Consider the following 19,919-nt stretch of genomic DNA (forward strand, 5'->3'; position numbering starts at 1 on the left):
GGGTCCGGCCGGGCAGCACAGAACCCGGCACCGCGCCCGGTCAACGCCGGAGATGGCTTCGGGTTACCGACGGGAGGGCGGGGCTCAGGCGTCCGTTCGCAGGTACGCGGCCAGGTTCGCCAGCGAGGAGGCCAGCCCGGCGGCGTGGTCCTCGGCGGAGATGCCGTCAGGCACGTCGTCGGCGCGGACGTCGACCCGCGTCCCGCCCTCGACGGCGGTGACCTCCCAGGTCATGGTCATCGTGCCGGAGAAGGCGGGGTCGTCGGAGACGAAGTCGACCGCCTGCACCACCCGGACGCCGGGGACGAGGTCGACGAACCGCGCCTCGACGACGTCGGAGTCCGCGGTGGCCTTCCCCGGCGACGCCGACGCGTCCGCGTAGGTCAGGACCAGCCGGTACGACCCCCCTGGACGGGCGTCGAACCGCTCGAACCGGCCGCTCATGCCCTCCGGCGGCAGCCAGGCCGCGAGCGCCTCGGGGTCGACGAGGGCGGCGTACACCCGTTCCGGTGCAGCGGCGACCACCCCGTGTCCCGCGTCTGTCCTCGGCATGGCCCCCAGGTTAGCCGGACGGCCCGAGCCCGGTCGTCCCGCGGCTGGCGGGTCACCCGGCCCCGAAGAAGTCGGCGAGCGAGGCGGTGAGCGGCTCCGGGGCCTGCTCGGCGACGTGGTGCCCCGAGTCGATCCCGTGCCCGCGCACGTCGGGCGCCCAGTCCCGCCAGATCTCCAGCGGGTCGCCGTAGAGCTCCTCCAGGTCGTCGCGCAGCGACCACAGGACCAGCGTGGGGCAGGTGATCCGCCTCCCGGCCTTCCGGTCGGCCTCCTCGTGGTCCCGGTCGACGGTCAGCCCGGCCCGGTAGTCCTCCAGCATCGCCCGCACCACGTCGGGGTTGCGCACGGCCTCGCGCCACTCGTCGTGGTTCTCCCGGCCCATGCTCTCCGGGTCGCCGCGGTACCAGCTGTCCGGGTCGGCGTTGATGACCCGCTCGGGGATGTCGGGCTGGGCGAAGAAGAACCAGTGCCACCACCGGGTCGCGAACGTCGCGGTGGTGCGGGACAGGTGCTCGCTGATGGGCAGGCAGTCGAGGGCCGCGAACCGCGACACCGCCTCGGGGTGGTCCAGGACGAGGCGCAGCGCCACGGCTCCGCCCCGGTCGTGGCCCGCCAGCAGGAACCGCTCGTGGCCGAGCGACCTCATCACCGCCACCAGGTCACCGGCGACCGCGCGCTTCGAGTAGCCCTCGTGGTCGGGGGTGGGGGCCGGGCCCCGAGATCGGCCGTAGCCGCGGAGGTCGGGGCACACGACCGTGAAGCCGCGCTCCACCAGCGCGGGGGCGACGCGGTGCCAGGTGGCGGACGTCCTGGGGTGGCCGTGCAGCAGCAGCACGGCGGGCCCTCCTCCCCCGAACCGGGTGAAGATGGACGCCTCGCCCACGTCGATCCGCCGTGATTCGAATCCCTCGAACATCACCCGGCATCTCCTCCCGCACACGATCCCGCTAGTGCAAGGGGTCGATTCCCGCCGCGGTGGACGACCAAACGCAAGTGCACCGGAATCACGTGTCGAATTACCCGAACGCAACTCCGGGCACGCCCTCCACCTGCGACTCCATCGCCGTACCGCGACCGCGGTACGCGCGGGACCTGCGCCTGGAGGACGCCTTCGCGCTCCACTCCGACCATTCTCGGGGAACACGGCGAACCCACCGGGAAAACCGGAAGCCGCCCCCGTTCCCCGCACCGGACAAGGACGACCATGCCCCCTCTCGCCCCGCCCACCGCCGAGCCCGCACCGGTGAACCGGGTCCGCCTGCCCGTGCCCACCCGGCTGCGCAAGACCGTGCTCGTCACGCACGTCGTGTCGGCGGGCACCTGGATCGGCGTCGACGTCGTGTCCGCCGTGCTCGTGGCGATCGGCTGGGCGCGGTCGGGCGACGACCGCACCTCCCCGCACCAGGCGCTCGCGGACCACTTCGTCGTCCCGCTGCTGCTCTGCGGGCTCGTCGCGGGCCTCGTGTGCCTGGTCACCGGCGTGCTGCTGGGGCTCGCGACCAAGTGGGGCCTGGTCCGCTACCGGTGGGTCGCGGTGAAGCTGGTGCTCAACGTCGTCGCCTGCGCGCTCATGACGGCGTTCCTGGGACCGATCGGCGAACTCTCCACCGGCGAGCAACCGCTGCGGGACATCTGGTTCGTCTCGTTCCTCGCCACCACCGCCCTGGCGCTGCTGACGTTCGCGACGGTGCTCTCCGTCTTCAAGCCGTGGGGCCGCGTCCGCCGCTAGCGCGGTGGCAGGTCTTCGCCACCGTGCAACCCCCGGAGTGCCCCGACGAGTGTCATCCGGTGATGAGCGACGACAGCACGAGCCCGGCGGCAGGAAGTGACGGCGGCGGTCCGGGGGCGGACGACGTCCCGACGACCACCCGGACCAGCGGACCGCGGCGCAGAGCCGTCCTGCGGGCGGTCCGCCGGTTCCTGCCGTCGCCGAAGCTGGTGGCGGGTGTCGTGCTGCTGGTCGTGGTGCTCGCCGGGGCCGCGTTCGCCATCGCGCTGTCGGTCGTGGAGATCCCGGCGCCCAACGACTTCGCCACCCGCGAGGCGACGATCTTCACCTGGTCCGACGGCTCGCGCGTCACGCACGTCGGCGTCAACCGCCAGCCCGTCGAGTTCGACCAGATCCCGCGGGTGGTGCGCGAGGCCGTCCTCGCGGCCGAGGACCGCTCGTTCTACCGGGACCCCGGCGTGTCCGTCACGGGTCTGCTGCGGGCGGTGAAGAACAACCTCACCGGCGACGGCGGGAACCTCCAGGGCGGCTCGACGATCACCCAGCAGTACGTGAAGAACTACTACCTCACGCAGGAGCAGACCTTCAGCCGCAAGGCGGAGGAGATCCTCGTGTCGATCAAGATCGCCGACCGGACCCCGAAGGACACCATCCTGCGGGACTACCTCAACACCGCGTTCTTCGCCCGCGGCACCTACGGCATCGAGGCGGCGGCGCGCGCCTACTTCGGCGTGCCCGTCGCCTCGCTGGCCGACGACCCGGCACGGGCCGCCTACCTGGCCGCGGTCATCGCGGCCCCGTACTACTACGCGACCGCGCCGAGCGACCCCGAGGCCGCGACGGCGTTGCGGGAGCGGTGGGACTACGTGCTGGACGGCATGGTCCAGGAGGGCTGGCTCGACGCCCGGCAGCGCGCCGGGACGGCCTTCCCCGAACCGGTCCGCTACGAACCGAACGAGCTGTCGGGGGTCAACGGGTACGCGGTCGACGCGGCCACCCAGTACCTCAACGGCCTGCACGAGCGGAACCCGGAGGTGCCGGACGCCGCGATGCTCGCCAGGGGCGGCTACACCGTCGTGACGACCTACCGGCCGGACCGGATGGCCGCGGTGGACCGGGCCGTGGCGGAGGGGCTGGCGAACCTCGACCCGGCCAGGCCCGAGGACCGGGACGTGCACCTGGCCGTCGCGTCGGTCGACGTCGCCACCGGCGCGATCGTCGGTTTCCGCGGCGGACCCGGTTACCTGGAGCAGAGCTTCAACGACGCCTTCCAGGCGAACGGTCCGATCGGGTCGCTGGGCGACACGCTGCTGAAGTTCCAGCTGGCCGCACTCCGACGGGACGACACGTCGTCCCTCGCGGAATCCCTGGAGGACAAGCGGATCTTCGACGCCCGTGACGACGGGAGGCCGCCGGGCCCCGGTGACCTGGCGACGACCCCGATGCGCGCGGCGGCCGCGTTCGCCTCGCTCGGCACCGCCTACCGCGAACCGCACCACGTGGCCGAGGTCCGCAAGGACGGGCGGGTCGTGTGGCGGGCACCCGTGCCCGAGGACGACCCCGCACCCCACGAGGTCACCGTGGCGCGCGGTTTCCTGGACAGCGCGGTGGACGACGGAGGGCGGTGGGCGTGGACCGTGGGCAACGACGGCACCACCGCGACCGCCGTGGCGATGTTCGCCACGGAAGCCGACGGCAAGCAGAACCGCAGGCTCGACGGCATGTCACCGCTGGGAGCGTCCGACCGCCCCGCCGCGGTGGGCCCCGCCAGGATCCGCACGGGCCTCGTGGTGAAGCTGTTGATGGCGGCCGGGTGAGCGCCACGAGCCCGTCTGGGGGACACGTGTGCCCGCAACCGTTGCGCGACAACGCTCTTTCCACCACGACGGCGACGAGAACCCGGTGTCCGGACAACCTCGCGGAGCGGTGCTCCGTGGAAGGGGTATGGAGCCCGCACCCCTCGCCCCGTCGCAGCGGCCGTCACCGACGTCTCCCGCGCCGCGGCCAGGTCCGTCCAGAGTGGACTGGTTGGACGCGCTGCGCGGCATCGCGGCGCTCGTCGTGGTGTTCGAGCACTCGTCGTACTCCTACCTCGCGGAGTTGCGCCGCGAACTGGTGCCGGAGTTCAACACCGGCAGGTACGGCGTCCTGGTGTTCTTCTTGGTCAGCGGCTACATCATCCCCGCCTCGCTCGAACGGCGGGGAGACGTGCGGGCGTTCTGGATCGGCCGGGTGTTCCGCATCTACCCGCTGTGGGCGGTCGTCGTCGCGGCCGCGCTGGCCGCCGACCTGGCGGGTCTGGCGCAGGCCCGCGGGCAGGGCGGCGCCGCGGGGTTCGTCGCCCACCTCACCCTGCTCCAGGAACTCCTGGGGACGCCCAGCCTCCTGATCGTCCTGTGGACGCTGTCCTACGAGATGGCGTTCTACCTGGTGGTCGTCGCCCTCTTCGCGGTGCGGCAGCACCGGCGGTCGGGGGCGGTCGCCGTCACCTTCGCCTGCCTCGCCGCCGTGAGCGCGGCGGTGGGGCTCGCGCTGCCGGTCTCCGCGCTCTCCGGCGCGGTCGGCACCGTCCCGCTGATCGCGCTGGCCTCGGTCGCCCTGGTGGTGGCGATCGGCTGCGGGTGCGCGGGATCACCGGTGCCGCGCGTGTTCGGCGGTGTGCTGGGCGGGGTGCTGGCGCTCGTCCTGGTGGCCTCCAACGGCACGGTGCCCGTGTGGGAGGGGTTGGTGGTGCTGGCCGTGATGTTCCTCGGCACGGCCGTCCACCGGGCCGAGAACGGGCAGAGCACCTGGCGGTACGCCGCCTGCACGGCCGTCGTCGTGGTCGCCTGCGCCGTCGGGAGCGCCTACTGGCACGGCGACGGCGCCCACTCCACCCGGCGCGGCTGGATCCTGGCGTTCCTGCTGGCCGTGCTCACCTTCGGCATCGGCCTGGCGGCACGGCGCCTGCGGACACCGCGCTGGCTGGTCGGCCTGGGCACGATCAGCTACTCGGTCTACCTGCTGCACCCCGTGCTCCTGGCCGTGAGCGACGGCACGATCGGCCGCGGGCACCCGCACGGACCGCTGCTGGTGCCCGCCTTCTACGCCGTGCTGCTGCCGCTGTGCGTGCTGACCCACCGCTGGGTCGAGGCACCCGCCCGCGGGTGGGGCCGGGAGCTGGTGCGGCGCGGCGGTGCGACCGGCTCAGGTCCCGCACGCGCAGCTCCCGCCGCGGCGCCGGTGGCGCGCCCTCGGTGTGAACGTGCGCCAGTTGCGGAACTGGATGGCGCCGAACCACAGCGCGGACACGGCGAGACCCGGTAGACCGGTGATCATCCCGAGGATGATCCACAGGCCTTGCGTGGCGAGCCCGATGGCCCAGCCGACCCGGTAGTCCCTGGCGAGGTAGGTTCCGATCCCGCCGATGACGGGGATGGCCCAGCTGAGGATTTCGGTCGTCGTCACGCACCTGACGCTGCCACCGGCCAACGGCCCCGACAGCGTCACCTGACGCAGAGCGCGCGGACGTCCCGCGATCGGACGAACGGCGGGTGCCGCGGGGGCGGAGAGCCCCCGCGGCACCGCGATCCCCTAGGAGATGGGCTCGATCCAGATGTTGCGGAACCGGGGGTTCTCGCCCGGATCGCCGTGGTCCTGCAACCGGATGGGACCGGGCGAGGCGTCCTCGGGTGAGCTGTCGCCCGTGGTGCCGTTGATCTCGACGTCGTTGTGGACCACCGTGCCGTTCCACACGACGGTCACGCGGGCGTTGTCGGTCTTGACCCCCGCGCTGTCGAACCGGGCGGCCCGGAAGGTGATGTCGAAGGCCTGCCAGGTCTGCGGAGCGGTGGCCGCGTTGCGGTCGGGAGCCCTCTTGGAGTAGATCGCCCCTGCCTCGTCGTTGGCGAGGGTGGTGTCGCCGAACGACTCCAGGATCTGCAGCTCGTAGCGCTCCTGGAGGAAGACGCCGCTGTTGCCGCGGGCCTGGCCCGTGACCGACGCCGGGTAGTTCGGCTCGTTCCACTCGACGTGCATGCGGAAGTCGCCGAACTTCTGCTTGGTCCGGATGTCACCGCCGAGGGACTCCACCGACCCCCCGGACACCGGCCAGGTCGCCGCCCCGCCCGCGCGCTTCTCCCACGCGTTCAGGTCGGTCCCGCCGAACAGCTGGACGCGCTGCACCGCCGAGACGGTGATGTTGTCCAGGTTGACGTTGCCCGCGTCGGCGTCGTCGTACCGGTACGCGATGGTGTTGGTGCCCGCGTTCAGGTTCAGCGTCTCCGGCTGGGTCGACCACGCGTCCCAGGTCGTCGTGCTGGCCAGGCGCACCTGCCTGACCTTCGCGCCGTTGACGTACACGCTCACCGACTTGGTCCCCGCGGACGGGTTGGGCCCGTTGGAGTAGCGCAGCGCCACGTTGTGCGCGCCCGCGGTGGCCGCGTTCACCGAGAACGTCGTCGTCGCGCCCTTGTTCCAGTAGCCGTAGACGAACCCGGTGCCGGAGTAGTCGGGGCGGCTGGTGGTGATCTCGGCCCCGCCGCTGAGCGCGGCGCGCTCAGCCTCGTAGGTCACGGGGGCGGCCACGCCGCCGACCGTCGAGTTCAGCGTGTACCAGGCCTCCGTGCTCCACAGCGGCGTCCCGGCCTCGGAGGAGAACGGGCGCGGCGAGCGGATGTGCACGACCCGGCCCGGCTGGAGGCCGGGGATCTGGAGCGTGACGGTCTTGCGGTCGGCGGACACCGTCGCCGAACCGACCGACAGGGACTGCTCGTCGATCTTCGGGCCGCCGTAGGCGACGGTCGGCTGGTACCGCCACTGCTTGACCTGGTACCTGTTCGCCAGGTCCGCGACGGTCGCGGCCGACAGCGGCTGGGTGTACTCGATCTGGAACCCGCCCTGCACGGCCCGCATCGCGAGCATGTCGAACGTGGTCGTGCCGTTCGGGGTCAGCTTCTGCAAGCCGTAGGCGAGCTTGCCGGGCTGGCCCCAGTTGCCGCCGCCGTCGATGCCGCCGGTGTAGATCGCACCGTCGGGACCGATGCTGATGCGGCTGACACCGGACTCCAGGCCCTGCGTCATGCGGAAGACCGCGCCCTGGTACTCGCCGTTCACCTTCTCCAGGAACACCCGCTGAAGGCCGCCGTAGGTCACGTCGCCGTAGACCATCTGGCCCGCGAACTGGCCCTGGGTCAGCTGGACCGGGTTGCTCGGCGAGTTGGCGATCTCGTTGTGCGGCAGCCACACCACCGGTGCGGTGACCGGCTGCGCGTCGAACGGGCCCGCCGGGTTCATGTAGTGGTTGAAGAACCGGTTCTGCTTGACCCGCACCAGCTTCGACGCGGGCAGCCAGCCGCCCTGGTTGTCGGTCACGAAGGCGTCGCCCTCGGGGCCCCAGCCGATGCCGTGCGGCGTGCGCAGGCCACCGGCGACGTAGGACACCGCACCCGTGTTCTTGTCGATCTTGAGGGTGGTGCCCCGGTTCGGCGCGGGCTGCGGGTCGGTCGTCGCGCCGCCCAGGTTGATCGACACCGACAGGTTCAGGTAGAAGAAGCCGTCCTTGTAGAGCAGCCCGAACGCGAACTCGTGGAAGTTCCCGCCGAACGGCCAGGTCGCGACCGTGCGGTAGTTGTCGGTCACGCCGTCGCCGTTGGTGTCGTTCAGCTCCACGAGCCGGTTCTTCTCCGACACGTACAGCTTGCCGTCGACGAACTTGATGCCCATCGGCTCCTTCAGGCCGCTGGCGATGCGCTGGGTCCGCACCCGCGAGGGGTCCGTGTTCCCCGTCGCGCCGCTGATCAGGTACACCTCACCGACGGTCTTGTCCGAACCGCCCCAGGTCGCGATGGCCAGCCTGCCGTCGGGCAGCCAGTCCATCCCGGTCACCTGCGGCTGGAAACCGCTGGGTCGCAGGTTGGTCAGCGTGAAGCCGGGGTAGACGGAGTTCAGGGGCAGGCCGTCACCGGGCGAGTCGGTGCCGCCGATGCACTCCTTGCGGCCCGGCGCGGTGACCCGGACGACGCCCGCGTCCGTGCTGAGCACCGAGTTCGGCACCAGGACGAAGCTCGACGTCCCCGGCGGCTGCCAGTCCAGGGTGATCTGCTGTTCACCGACGTTCTCGAACTGCTCGATCCGCAGCGCGTGGTAGCCGGCCGACAGGGTGACCGACCCCGTGACGGCCGTGGGGCCGTGCAGACCGTCGTTGTCGATCACGAGGTTGTTGTCGATGCTCAGGCGTGACCCGTCATCGCTGGTCAGCCGGAACTGGTAGGTGCCCGAGGTGGTGATGTTGATGTTGGCGGTCACCTCGGACACGAAGTAGTCGTTGAGCCCGAAGTCGGCCGTGGAGGTCCAGTTGATCGTCGGCATCAGCTTGTCGACGTTCGGGGTCTGGCCCGTCTTCAGGGTGCACAGCCTGCTGATGCCCGCCTGGAGGTCGAAGACCCGCAGCGTCACACCGGGCTCCTGAGGGGGAATGGCGGCGGCACTGGTGGGTGTGACGACCACCAGACCGAACAACGCCGTGAGCAGAACGATGAGCAGGGATAGCGGCCGTCCGGAAGAACGGCCGCGTGTGGCGACATACGGAAGCATCGTCGCTCCTCGATGGATAGCAGGGAGATCGCCGCAGCCAGGCTGAAGTTACGAACACTTTCGTCTGACGTCAACGAAAGTTCGCTGATTCTGACAAAAAGTTGGGAACAACGTCGCAGCGAAGTCCAAGTACTTCGGGAACCTACTGAACTAAAAGGGCAGGCAAAGCGGCGATCTGCGAGAACACTGCGCCGAAAGGACCAGCCACCACTGCTCCGAGAACGACCGGGGGGACGTCACCGGCGACAATCGCGGTGATCGCGTGGGAAAAAGGACGTGGTACATCTTCCGCGGCGGCGTCGCGGAAGAACGCGGTGTGCGCCGCGGCCGAAAGCGACTGCCAGGAGGATCACCGCGGAATCGGCGCCGCGACGACCACCCGATCCGTGAAAGGCCGACGTGACCGCCCCATTCGCAGGCCGTGGCCCCGTTCACCCGGCAGGCGTTCCCCGGTGGACTGATCGCGAACGGGGCCGGGAAATGGCTCGCACCCGAGGGCGGTGGGGCGCGCGAGGCGCGAAACGGGGCCGGTGCACCCGGTGGCCGGGATTCCCCGATTCGCCGAGGCCGACGGCGGCGCGTGCGGTTCGGCCGCATCCCGACGCCGAGTCGGAATCAGCCGGAGCAGACCGGGTGCGGTCGATTCAGGGGGCGATCCGGAAATCCCGGTGGAACGCGGCGGCGGGCTGGTCGGGGCCGAAGTGGGGCCCCGTCGCCAGGTGCGCGCCCGCGTCGCGCCACCAGGTCGCCTGCTCCTCCGCCGTGACGCCGTCGACGACCACGACGACGCCCGCCTCGCGCAGCACGGAGATCGCGGCGCGGGCGCACCCGGCGCCCACCCCGGTCCTCAGGTCCACCAGGCGCCTGGCCACGCGGACCGAGCGGACGCCGAAGTCCAGCACGGCGGCGAGGTCGTCCGGCCCCAGGGCGAAGTCGTCCAGCGCCGTCCGCACGCCCATCTCGGCCAGCACGCCGAGCGTGTCCGCCGCCTCGGGCACCGACACCACGCCCACCGGGACGCCGACCGACAGCCGGTCCGCGGGCAGGCCGGTGTTGTCGAGCACCCGCACCACGCGGGCCACGAGGTCTGCGTCGGACGCCTGGTGCGCGGTCAGGGCGATGGTCAACGGCGGCGCGACACCGCCGCCCTGGCCCCACCAGCGGACCTGACCGGCGGCCGTGGCGAGCAGCCACTCGCCCAGCGGCAGGACCAGCCCCGTCCTCTCGGCCAGTTCCACGCACCGCTCGTGCCCGACGGGGTGGCCGGGCCGGTCCCAGAGCAGCACCGCTTCCGCGCCCTCGACGCCGCGGTCGGCCAACCGCACCACGGGCCGGTAGTGGACGGAGAACTCGCCCTGCTCCCACGCGCCCGGCATGCCGACGGCCAGTTCGCTCGTCGCCCGCTCCTCCGCGTCCTGGTGCGGGTCGAACATCGTCCACTGCCCGCGCCGCGCCACCTTGGCGCGGCGCAGCGCCTGGTCGGCGGCCCGCAGCAGCTCGGTGTGGTCCTGGTCGCGCGACGTGCCGCGCGCGACGCCGATGGAGGCCGAGAGAGCCAGGCCGTGCCCGTCGACGTACACGGGTTCGGCCAGCTCCCGGTTGACGGCGGCGGCGATGGTGGCGACGTCCGGCGTGCTCGCCGTGTTCTCCACGAGGATGCCGAACTCGTCGCCGTCGAACCGGGCGACCATCGCCTTCTCCAGCGCCAGCAACGACTTCAGCCGCTGCGCCACGTGCACCAGCAGGCGCTCGCCCGCGCGCCACCCGAGGCTGTCGCACACCAGGCCGAACGCGTCGAGGTCGAGGTGCAGCAGCGTCACGCCGTGCGCCGGGTCGGCGCGGCGCACCGCGCCCTCCAGGTGGCTGCTGAAGTACTGGCGGTTCGGCAGGCCGGTGAGCACGTCGTTCAGCGCCTGCCGGTTGAGCTCGCTCTGGAGCAGCACCAGTTCCGTGCCGTCCTCGACGACCACGACGAAGTGGCCGGGCTCCCCGTCGGCGTCGCGCAGCAGCGAGGCCGTCAGCGAGATCCGGGCCACGTCTCCGTTGCGGCGCAGCAGGCGCTGCGACTGCCGCACGCGCTCCCGGTCGCCCTCGGCCACGGTCCGCATCGCCCCGCGCAGCTTCCCGACCGTGTCGGGGTGGACGAGGTCGAACAGGGACGTGCCGGTCAGCTCGGCGGCGGTGAGGTCGAGGATGTCGCAGATCGCGCTGTTGACCCGGATCAGCCGCCCGTCGAGGCCGACGATCACGATGCCGCTCGCCGAGGACGTGACCACCTCGTCGAACCGCGCCTGGCTCTCCTTGAGGTTCCACTTGGCGTCGCGCACGGCCTTGAGCAGCGACAGCTGCATCCGTTCCTGCTGCTCCAGCACCGACCGCCGGACGGCGACCAGGAACCCGGTGGACAGCGCGCCGATCGCGCGGGCGATCGTGGCCGCGTGCGCGTCCGCGGGCTGGAACTCCGGTAGCGCGGGCAGCCCCGCGCCGAGCACCTCGGTGGTGCGGCGCAGGCCCTCCTCGCCGATGTAGCCCAACGAGACGACGTCCTCGCCGAGCCGCTCGACCGCCGCGACGTCGAGCGGGTCGCGGGCCAGGACCGCGCACAGGGCGTCGAGCCTGCCGCGCAGTTCCCGCTCCAGTTCCACCGCCGTCAGCGGGATCGCCTCGGAGCCGCTCAGCAGGTAGGCCCACTTGCGGGAGAGCAGTTCCCTCGCGCGTGCGGCGTCCGGCGGGACCGGGCGGGGATCGGGTGCGGAACCGGGCTGGGACATCGGATCAGACCTGCTTCGTCCTGGTGCTGCCGCGACCCGGCCGCCGGGGTCGGCGCGGGCTCGCTGGGAGGTGCGGGGCCCTGCCGTCCGCGGTCCTCGACCGCGGACGGCGGACGGCGGACGTCAGGGCTTCCGGCCGACCCCGGCGTAGATCACCGTGTTCATCGCCGAGCTGTCGGACACGTCGCCCCTGCCCGTCGGCCGCCACGCCGCGCACCCGACCAGACCGGGCTCGACCAGGTCGAAGTCGCCGAACAGGGCGCTCACCCGGTCGTGCGGGCGCTCGGTGAGCTGGTCAGCGCTGCGGCTCTGCTGGATGAGGCCGGTCACCTCGGACAGGCGCTCGTCCTGGCCGTCGGCGGTGACGTGCGTGATGGCCAGGTGGCTGCCGGGGGCCAGCGCGTCGCGGTACCGCGCCACCAGCTCCCACGGGTCGTCGGAGTCCGGCACCCAGTGCAGCATCATCAGCATCAGCACACCGACCGGCTGGTCGAAGTCGAGCAGGGCGCGGGTCTCCGGGTGGTCGAGGATCGACCGGGGGTCGCGCATGTCGGCGTGCACCATCGTCGCGCGGTCGTTGTCCGCCAGCATGAGTTCGCTGTGCGCCACCGCGATCGGGTCCTTGTCCACGTACACGACGCGGCACTCCGGGTCGACGGCCTGGGCGACCTCGTGCACGTTGGCCACGGTCGGGATACCGGAACCGATGTCGAGGAACTGCTTGATCCCCCGATCGGTCATGAATCGGACCGCCCGACCGAGGAAAGCCCTGTTGACGCGCGCCGCCGAACGCGCGTCCGGCATGACGCGCTCGACGTGCGCGGCGAGGTCGCGGTCCACCGCGAAGTTGTGGGCGCCACCGAGCAGGAAATCGTAAGTACGAGCCATGCTCGGAGCCGACACGTCGATGCTCTGCGGAATCCACTCGCGTTGGACCACCACTGATCCTCCTTCGTATGAGTGGCAGCATCGTAGCCGCCGACAGACGGACCCGATTGCACCATCAGGGTGGTGGAGACCACCTGATCGGACGCTCCCGCTTTCACCTGAATGGCTTTTATCGTGTCACATCCCCTAGGATTGGGCGAGGAGCGGATATGTCCGTCCCGGTGGCTCCTGGCCGCCTTCCCCTGTTCGGCCACACCATGCGGATGGCGCGGCAGCGCCATGCCTTCACCGCATCTTTGCGGAATTGCGGCGACATCGTCCGGATCGATCTGGGAACGATGCGCACCTATTTCGTGACGAATCCACGGCTTGTTGACGAACTGCTGGTCAAGAAGGGTTCTTCATTCAGAAAAGGAGCATTGTTCGACAAGTTCCAACCGGTCTTCGGCAACGGTCTGGCCACGTCGAACGGCTCGTTCCACCGCCGCCAGCGCCGGATGGTGCGCCCCGCCTTCCACACCGAGCGCATCGCCCTGTACGCCCAGGCGATGGCGCGCGCCGCGGCCGACCTGACCGCCACGTGGCGGCCCGGTCAGGTGCGCGTGGTCGAGGAGGACACCCAGGCGCTCGCCGTCACCATCGTGGGCGAGGCGCTGTTCTCCACCCGCATGGGCGACGACGCGATCGAGGAGGTGCGCCGGTCGATCTTCACCGTGCTCAAGCAGGGCATGGTCCGCGCCCTGTCGCCCTCGTTCGTCGAGAAGCTGCCCCTGCGCGGCAACCGGGAGTTCGACGGGGCGGTCGACCGGCTGCGCTCGATCGTGCTCGACGTCGTGCGCGGGTGGCGGGAGGAGGGCGTCGACCGGGGCGACCTGCTGTCGATGCTGCTGATGGCCCAGGACGAGGACACCGGCGAGCCCATGTCCGACGAGCAGGTCCACGACGAGGTCATGACGCTGCTCATCGGTGGCATCGAGACGACCGCGCTGGCGCTGGCCTGGACGTTCCACGAGATCGCGCGGCACCCGGAGGTCGAGCGCCGGGTCCACGCCGAGGTGGACGAGGTGCTGGGCGGGCGGGCTCCGACCCTCGCCGACATCGGGAAACTGGTCTACCTCGACCAGGTGGTCGACGAGGTGCTGCGGATGTACCCGGTCTGGTTCCTGATGCGGCGCACCCTGCGACCGGTGGAGCTGGGCGACGTGGTGCTGCCCGAGGGCGCCGAGGTGATCTTCAGCCCGCACGCGCTGCACCACGACCCGACCTCGTTCGAGGAGCCGCACCGCTTCGACCCCGACCGCTGGTCGCCCGAACGCGCCGGGACGATCCCCAAGGGGGCGTTCGTCCCGTTCGGCGCGGGTTCGCGCCAGTGCGTCGGGAACCTGTTCGCCCGCGCCGAGATCATCCTCACCGCCGCGACCGTCGCGGCGCGGTGGCGGCTGGTCCCGGTGCCGGGGCGACCCGTCCGCGTCAAGTTCACCACCGCCGCCTACCCCAGCCGGATGCTGATGACGGCGGTTCCCCGTGAGTAGTTGGAGGTCGTTTCCCGTGGGTTGGTCGCGTTTCCGCCGGTTCGGTGCCGTCGTGCTGCTCGCCGCCGGTGTCGGTCTCTCCCCCGGCACGTCCGCCTCGGCGGCCCGGACCACGTGCGAGGACGTGGAGGTGCCGGTGACCGTCGGCCTGTCGGTGCAGTCGGTGTACGGCAGGCTGTGCGTGCCGGACGGCGCGACGACGCTCCAGGTGCTGGTGCCGGGCGGCACGTACACCAGCGCGTACTGGGACATCGGCTACTCCCCAGGGACCAGGTCGTACCGGCAGGCGCTGAACAGGGCCGGGATCGCCACCGTCGCGGTCGACCGGCTCGGCAGCGGTCGCAGCTCCGAGCCGCTGAGCGCGCTGATCACCGTGTCCAGCCAGGCGAAGGCCGTGCACGAGGTGGTCCGGTCGCTGCGGCCCCGGTTCGACCGGGTGGTGCTCGTGGGCCACTCGATCGGCTCGGCCGTGGCCACGGTCGAGGCGGTCACGTACCGCGACGTGGACGGCGTGGTGATCACCGGCCTGTCCCACCAGATCAACCTGCCGGGCGCCGTGCCCGTGTTCACCACCCTGATCCCGACCCTGCTGGACCCGAGGTTCCAGGAGCGCGCCCTCAACCTCGGCTACCTGACGACCGTGGACGGCACCCGCTACTCGTCGTTCCACACCCCCGGCCCGGTGGAGCAGGGCGCCATCGCGTTCGACGAGGCGACCAAGGACGTCGTCACGCCGACGGAAACCGTCGGCACCGTCCTGGTCGGCAGCCTCGTCCCGCTGTCGCGTCGGATCACCGTGCCGGTCATGCTCGTCATGGGTGGCGGCGACGCGAACTTCTGCGGCCCGCCGCTCGGCGCCGACTGCTCCTCGGCCGAGGCGCTGCGGGTGTCGGAGGGCCCGTTCTACGCACCGGAGGCCCGGCTGCGGACCCACGTCGTCCCCGGCTACGGGCACTCCCTCAACTTCTCCGCGAACGCACCGGACTACCACCGCGCCGTCGTCGACTGGACCAACGAGATCGGCTGACCGCACGCGGCCGCCAGCCGCCCTCCGCCAGGGCCTCCCCCACCGACCGGAACTCCGCGGCAGGCCCGCGGCGGATCCGGCAGCTCGAACGGTTCCCGGCGCGGACGTCCTCCTCGGTGGCCGTGCGGGAGGGGCACGAGGCCGTGCGGGGCGAGCGCTGGAACCCCGTCACCGCTGGGCGCGGCCGTAGGGGACGGCGTCGAGCAGCGTGACGCCGATGGTGCGGCCACCGGGGGCGCGGTAGGTGCGCCGGTCGCCGGGACGGGCGCCCGCGATGGCCGCGCCCAGCGGTGACTCCGGGGAGTAGACCTCGATCCCGCCGTGCTCGGCGGCGCGCATGCCCAGCAGGAACGTCTCGGTGTCGTCGACGTCGTCGTAGCGGACGGTGAGCACCATGCCGGGCTCGGCCACGCCGTCGTCCGGCGGGTCCTGGCCGACGACGGCCGTGGCGAGCAGCTCCCGGATCTCGCGCACGCGCTCCTCGCGCCGCCCGCGCGCCGCCGGGTCGTCGCGCGTCCGGGTGGTGCCCGCCGCGACCAGGTCGGCGAGTTCGGTCCGCAGCCGCTGGGCGGCTTCGGGGGTCAGCCAGACGGATCGGGTGCTGGTCATCGTGGTCCTCGTGGGTCGTGGTCGAACGGGGGATGCCGTCAGGACGGCCGTGGAGGGGGTTGGGGGCCGCCCTGACGGCGGGGGTGTCCGTGGTGCCGGGACGGTTCGCGCCGGCCCCGCGGACGGGGTGGTGGCTCAGGGGTGGAGCGCGTCGGTGGAGCGCCTGCCGAGGAAGACCTCGACGTCGTGGGCGTACCCGGTGGCGATGCGGGTGAGGACGTCGCGCTGGACGCGCAGGAACGCGTTCTCCGCGCGCAGCCACACCAGCTCCCGGCGCTCCTCGTCGGTGAGCGGGGGGCTCGACGGGGTGTCCACGGCGTCCCTCAGCGCAGGGGGTCGAAGGGCCGCAGCGCCTCGGGCTGCTTGCCGGTGGTGATCTGCTCGGCCAGCAGGCGCCCGGTGACCGGGCCGTGGGCCATCCCCCACATGCCGTGCCCGCCCGCGACGTAGACGTTCGGGGCGCGCACCGCGCCGATCAGCGCCCGCCCGTCCGGCGTGACCGGGCGCGGGCCGACCCACACGTCGCCGCGCTCGTCCCAGCGCACGCCGTCGAGCAGGGGGCGGGCGGACGCGGTGACGGCGTCGAGCCGGGCGTGGACGCCGGGCGCGTCCGGGTCGCGGAACTCCATCGTGCCCGCCACGCGCAGGCCGTCCCGGTAGGGCGTGCACGCCACGCGCACGTCGGGCAGGTAGACCGGGCCGGGGACCGGGCGCTCCACGGGCACGGTGAACGAGTACCCGCGACCCGCGCGGACCGGCACGCGCACGCCCCAGCGCCGCGCGAGCCGGGACAGCCACGCCCCGGTGGCCACCACCGCGACGTCGGCGGACACGGCGCCGCCGCCGCGCGGGTGGACCGTGACGCCCCCTGGGCGGGTGCGGACGTCGACCGCCTCGACCAGTCGGATGGTGGCGCCGCGCGCGACCACCGACCGGGCCAGCGCCTGGACGAACGAGCCGGGGTCGAGGTAGCGCTGCCCGTCGATCCGGATGCCGGTGGTGAGGGCGGGCGAGGCCAGGGGGACGTGCTCGCGGAGCTGGTCGCGGTCGAGTTCGGTGTGGTCGACCGCCTGCCCGGCGTCGGCCATCCGGCGCAGCTCCCGCAGCAGCCCCTCGGCCTGCCGGGCCGTCCGGAAGGCGGCGGTGATCGGCGCGTCGACGGTCGTGGCGTCGACGCCGTTGGCGGTGAGCACGTCGAACGCCTCGACGCACTCCTCGTTGAACGGCAGGTTGGCGCGCACGGCGCGGGTCCACGACGACCAGCGGCAGTTCCCGGCGAACCTCGCCAGGAACGCCCACAGCGCGGGGTCGGCCGTGAGCGGGACGTGCAGGGGCGCCGTCCGGCTCAGCAGCGACGCGAGGCCGTAGCGCAGCACGGAGGGTTCGTTGAGCGGGATGGCCAGACCGGGTGCGACCCACCCGGCGTTGCCCCACGACGCGCCCGCCGCCACCGAGGTCCGGTCGACCACGGTCACGGCGACGCCGCGTTCCTGGAGGAACCACGCGGTCGACAGACCCACGATGCCCGCGCCGACCACGACCGCCGACCGCGGTCCGCCGTCGATGCGCCCGACGTCGGCCATGACCACCTCCACCTGGACGAGTGCTGCTGACGAGCCCAGCTTCACCCGAGACGGCGCCCACCCCGTTGTCGGCCGCCGACAATCTCGACCCGTGGTGTTGTCGGGACTCGACAGCCCGTGGGGTCAGCGATCCCCGGCCGCCGCCAAATCGATGATCATCGCGAGCCGCTTCCGGGCATCGTCGAGGTCGAGCGCGGCCACCTCGACCAACTTCCGCAACCCGCGGCCTCACCGGGATTCAACAACCCCACCGGGTCAGCGATCCCCGGCCGCCGCCAGGTCGATGATCATCGCGAGCCGCTTCCGGGCATCGTCGAGGTCGAGCGCGGTCACCTCGGCCATCTTCCGCAGCCGGTAGCGGACGGTGTTCTGGTGCACGCCGAGGCGTGCACCGGCCTCGACCGGGTCGCCCTGGGACTCCAGCCACGCTCGCAGCGTCGCGACGTACTGGGTGGCGTGCTCGCCGTCGTGGCGGCGCAGCTCGGCGACCGGTCCGCGCGCCGGGGTCCGGCCCGTCCTGGCCGCCGCCCGCAACCGCTGGAGCAGGATGTCGTCCCACGACTCGTCGTAGGCCGGCGGTGCCGCGTCCGGCGGTCTCGCCTCGTGCAGCGCCAGGCACTCGTCGGCCTCCTGCCTGCTGGCGGGCAGGTCGGTGGCCGTGGCCGCGCCGCCGATGCCCGCCGTCACCACGACCTGCGCGGGCAGGGCGGCGTGCAGCTGGGACACCCACTCGCGCGCCGCGTCCACCCGGTCACCGGGCAGGATCGTGTAGAGGGTGTTGCCCGACAGCGTGCTGCGGCCCGGCCGCGACCAGCCGAACCCGGTCGTGGCGCGTTCGAAGGCCAGCAGCAGCGCGGCGTGCCGCTCGGCGCCGGTGCGCGCCCGGACCGCGACGACCCGCAGGTCGCTCTGCGGCAGGCCGAGCCTGCTGACCACGGTCGCGGCGTCCGCCGTCCCCTCCAGCAGCCGCATCGCCAGGTCCGACTCGACCTGGCGCTCCAGGTCGGCGCTGGCCCGCGAGCGCAGCAGGTGCAGCGCCACCGTGCGCGCTCCGTCGGCCAGCGCCGCGGACCGCACGCCGGTCAGCGGGCCGCCGCACGTCACCCACACCGACCCCAGCGGCTCCCTGCCCGCCCGCACCGCCACCACCGTGCGCCCGGTCAGCCCGTGCTCGTCGTCGCCCGCGACGAACAGCGGCTCGTCGGCGGCGGCCAGGTGCGCGAACACGCCTCGGGCCTCGAACAGCTCCCGCAGCCGGTCCGGCGCCCGCCGTCCCAGGATCGTCTCCAGCCGGGCCCGGTCGGCGCCCTGCTGCGAGTCGGAGTACGCCAGCACTCGCGAGGACCGGTCCTCGATGGTCACCGCGCCGCCGACCGCGTCCGCCAGGCTGTCGGCCAGGGCGAAGAGGTCGGTCGGACCGCGACCGGCCTCGGTCTCCCTGCCCTCCAGCACCAGCCCGTAGACCACCCCGGCCAGCTGGCTCCACGACACGGCGGGCTGGACCAGCAGCACCGCGACGCCCGCCGCCTCGCCCGCGGCGACCCCCTCGGCCTCCTCGGCCGTCGGGTCACCGCCCTCGCCGTGCACCAGGACCGCGCCCGCCCGTGCCGCCACCGCCCACTCCACGGCGGTGGCCACCGAGCCCGCGCCCACGGCCAGGAACACGTCGCCGTCGACCGCGCGGGCGTCGGTGGACTCGCGCAGCACCACCGTGCGCAGCTCGGTCGAGCGGGGCACCGGGCAGCACGCCAACCGCACCCCGTAGCCGCCGAGCACGTTCACCAGACGGTCCAACCTGATCATCAGCACCCCTCACGCCGACCGCCCACCGGCCCTCGCGCCCCTATCCTGGGCCCATGACCATCGTCGTGCCCTACCACCAGGACGAGCGGCTGCCGAAGGACGTGCTCCCCCTGCCCGGCCCGACGGACGTCGTCGAGGTCGACTTCCCCGAGGGTGACGTCTGGACCCGCCTGGTGGCCCTGTTCGACGTCGTCGCGGACCGGGTGGCAACCCGGCTCGACGCGCCAGGGGCAGGCACGCCGGTGGTGGTGTCCGGGGACTGCCTGACCGCGAGCGCGACGATCACCGGCGCGCAGCGCGCGGGCCTGGACCCGTCGGTGGTCTGGTTCGACGCGCACGGCGACGTGCACACCCGGCTCACCTCGACCTCGGGCTACCTCGGCGGCATGGCGCTGCGGCTGGTGCTGGGCGCCCACGAGGACCAGCTGGCCGCGCCGCTGGGGCTCAGGCCGCTGCCCGAGCACAGGGCGGTGCTGGTGGACGCGCGCGACCTCGACCCCGCCGAGGCCGACTACCTCGCGGCGGGCGAGGTCCGGCACTGCGGCGTCGAGGAGCTCCGGGCCCCGCTGCTCCCCGACGGGCCGCTCGTGCTGCACGTCGACCTGGACGTGATCACCGCCGACGAACTGCCCGGCATGCTCTTCCCGGTTCCGGGCGGCCCCACCCGACGAGCCGTGCTCGACGCCGTGCGCCGCGTGCTGGCGACCGGCCGCGTGGTCGCGGTGGACATCGCCTGCCCCTGGCACCCGGCCCGTGACGAGCGGGAGACCGCCACGAGGACAGGTCTGCTCGCCGAACTCCTGGCCGCGGCGGGCTGAGGCGCTCCGCGCACTGTCCACAGTGGCCGATCGG

General features: G+C 72.6%; 15 protein-coding genes. 6 read left to right on the plus strand and 9 right to left on the minus strand.

Translation table 11 applies throughout. The features are described 5' to 3' along the window. Positions 1–84: 84 nt before the first annotated feature. The gene (locus VFZ92_RS29210) at positions 85–552 is read right to left on the minus strand and encodes an SRPBCC family protein (protein WP_330879280.1); all 468 of its coding nucleotides are present in this window, start codon (positions 550–552) and stop codon (positions 85–87) included. A 52-nt stretch (positions 553–604) separates the two neighbouring features. Then, positions 605–1,468 (minus strand): alpha/beta hydrolase, encoded by an 864-nt coding sequence (locus VFZ92_RS29215; protein WP_330879281.1) that lies wholly within the window; start codon positions 1,466–1,468, stop codon positions 605–607. Positions 1,469–1,756: 288 nt separating this feature from the next. Between VFZ92_RS29215 and VFZ92_RS29220 the strand changes: the two genes are divergently transcribed. The 3 genes from VFZ92_RS29220 (at position 1,757) to VFZ92_RS29230 (ending at position 5,587) form a co-directional block, all read left to right on the plus strand. Beyond that, the gene (locus VFZ92_RS29220) at positions 1,757–2,281 is read left to right on the plus strand and encodes a hypothetical protein (protein ID WP_330879282.1); all 525 of its coding nucleotides are present in this window, start codon (positions 1,757–1,759) and stop codon (positions 2,279–2,281) included. Between the two features lie 62 nt (positions 2,282–2,343). Then, positions 2,344–4,098, plus strand: a complete 1,755-nt coding sequence (locus tag VFZ92_RS29225; protein WP_330879283.1) for a transglycosylase domain-containing protein — start codon at positions 2,344–2,346, stop codon at positions 4,096–4,098. 202 nt (positions 4,099–4,300) lie between these two features. Then, entirely contained in the window at positions 4,301–5,587 is a 1,287-nt protein-coding gene (locus tag VFZ92_RS29230) for an acyltransferase (RefSeq protein ID WP_330879284.1), read from the plus strand. A gap of 267 nt (positions 5,588–5,854) precedes the next feature. On the opposite strand, the gene VFZ92_RS29235 is transcribed toward VFZ92_RS29230, so the two are convergent. The 3 genes from VFZ92_RS29235 to VFZ92_RS29245 form a co-directional block, all read right to left on the minus strand. After that, positions 5,855–8,854, minus strand: coding sequence for a family 16 glycoside hydrolase (locus tag VFZ92_RS29235; protein WP_330879285.1), 3,000 nt, complete (start codon positions 8,852–8,854; stop codon positions 5,855–5,857). A gap of 644 nt (positions 8,855–9,498) precedes the next feature. Further along, positions 9,499–11,625, minus strand: a complete 2,127-nt coding sequence (locus VFZ92_RS29240; RefSeq protein WP_330879286.1) for a putative bifunctional diguanylate cyclase/phosphodiesterase — start codon at positions 11,623–11,625, stop codon at positions 9,499–9,501. A 123-nt stretch (positions 11,626–11,748) separates the two neighbouring features. Continuing rightward, the gene (locus VFZ92_RS29245; protein ID WP_330879287.1) at positions 11,749–12,567 is read right to left on the minus strand and encodes an SAM-dependent methyltransferase; all 819 of its coding nucleotides are present in this window, start codon (positions 12,565–12,567) and stop codon (positions 11,749–11,751) included. Positions 12,568–12,722: 155 nt separating this feature from the next. On the opposite strand from VFZ92_RS29245, the gene VFZ92_RS29250 reads away from it, so the two are divergent. Together VFZ92_RS29250 and VFZ92_RS29255 are read left to right on the plus strand one after the other, a co-directional pair. Further along, on the plus strand, positions 12,723–14,045 hold the full coding sequence (locus VFZ92_RS29250) for a cytochrome P450 (RefSeq protein ID WP_330879288.1): 1,323 nt from the start codon (positions 12,723–12,725) through the stop codon (positions 14,043–14,045). A gap of 16 nt (positions 14,046–14,061) precedes the next feature. Then, positions 14,062–15,072, plus strand: coding sequence for an alpha/beta hydrolase (locus tag VFZ92_RS29255; RefSeq protein ID WP_330879289.1), 1,011 nt, complete (start codon positions 14,062–14,064; stop codon positions 15,070–15,072). 168 nt (positions 15,073–15,240) lie between these two features. Here VFZ92_RS29255 and VFZ92_RS29260 read toward each other — a convergent pair whose 3' ends face one another. The 4 genes from VFZ92_RS29260 to VFZ92_RS29275 form a co-directional block, all read right to left on the minus strand. Further along, positions 15,241–15,681 carry a GreA/GreB family elongation factor gene (locus tag VFZ92_RS29260; RefSeq protein ID WP_330879290.1) on the minus strand — a complete coding sequence of 147 codons (441 nt, stop codon included), beginning with the start codon at positions 15,679–15,681 and terminating at the stop codon, positions 15,241–15,243. A gap of 135 nt (positions 15,682–15,816) precedes the next feature. Further along, positions 15,817–15,996, minus strand: a complete 180-nt coding sequence (locus VFZ92_RS29265) for a hypothetical protein (RefSeq protein ID WP_330879291.1) — start codon at positions 15,994–15,996, stop codon at positions 15,817–15,819. Positions 15,997–16,004: 8 nt separating this feature from the next. Next, positions 16,005–17,264: an NAD(P)/FAD-dependent oxidoreductase gene (locus VFZ92_RS29270; protein WP_330879292.1), complete on the minus strand. Its 1,260-nt coding sequence runs from the start codon at positions 17,262–17,264 to the stop codon at positions 16,005–16,007. A gap of 255 nt (positions 17,265–17,519) precedes the next feature. Next, positions 17,520–19,067, minus strand: coding sequence for a helix-turn-helix domain-containing protein (locus VFZ92_RS29275; protein ID WP_330879293.1), 1,548 nt, complete (start codon positions 19,065–19,067; stop codon positions 17,520–17,522). A 53-nt stretch (positions 19,068–19,120) separates the two neighbouring features. Here VFZ92_RS29275 and VFZ92_RS29280 point away from each other — a divergent pair, with 53 nt between their 5' ends. Further along, on the plus strand, positions 19,121–19,885 hold the full coding sequence (locus tag VFZ92_RS29280; RefSeq protein WP_330879294.1) for an arginase family protein: 765 nt from the start codon (positions 19,121–19,123) through the stop codon (positions 19,883–19,885). The last annotated feature ends 34 nt before the right edge of the window (positions 19,886–19,919 follow it).

It is taken from the genome of Umezawaea sp., assembly GCF_036375055.1.
Lineage (GTDB): Bacteria > Actinomycetota > Actinomycetes > Mycobacteriales > Pseudonocardiaceae > Umezawaea.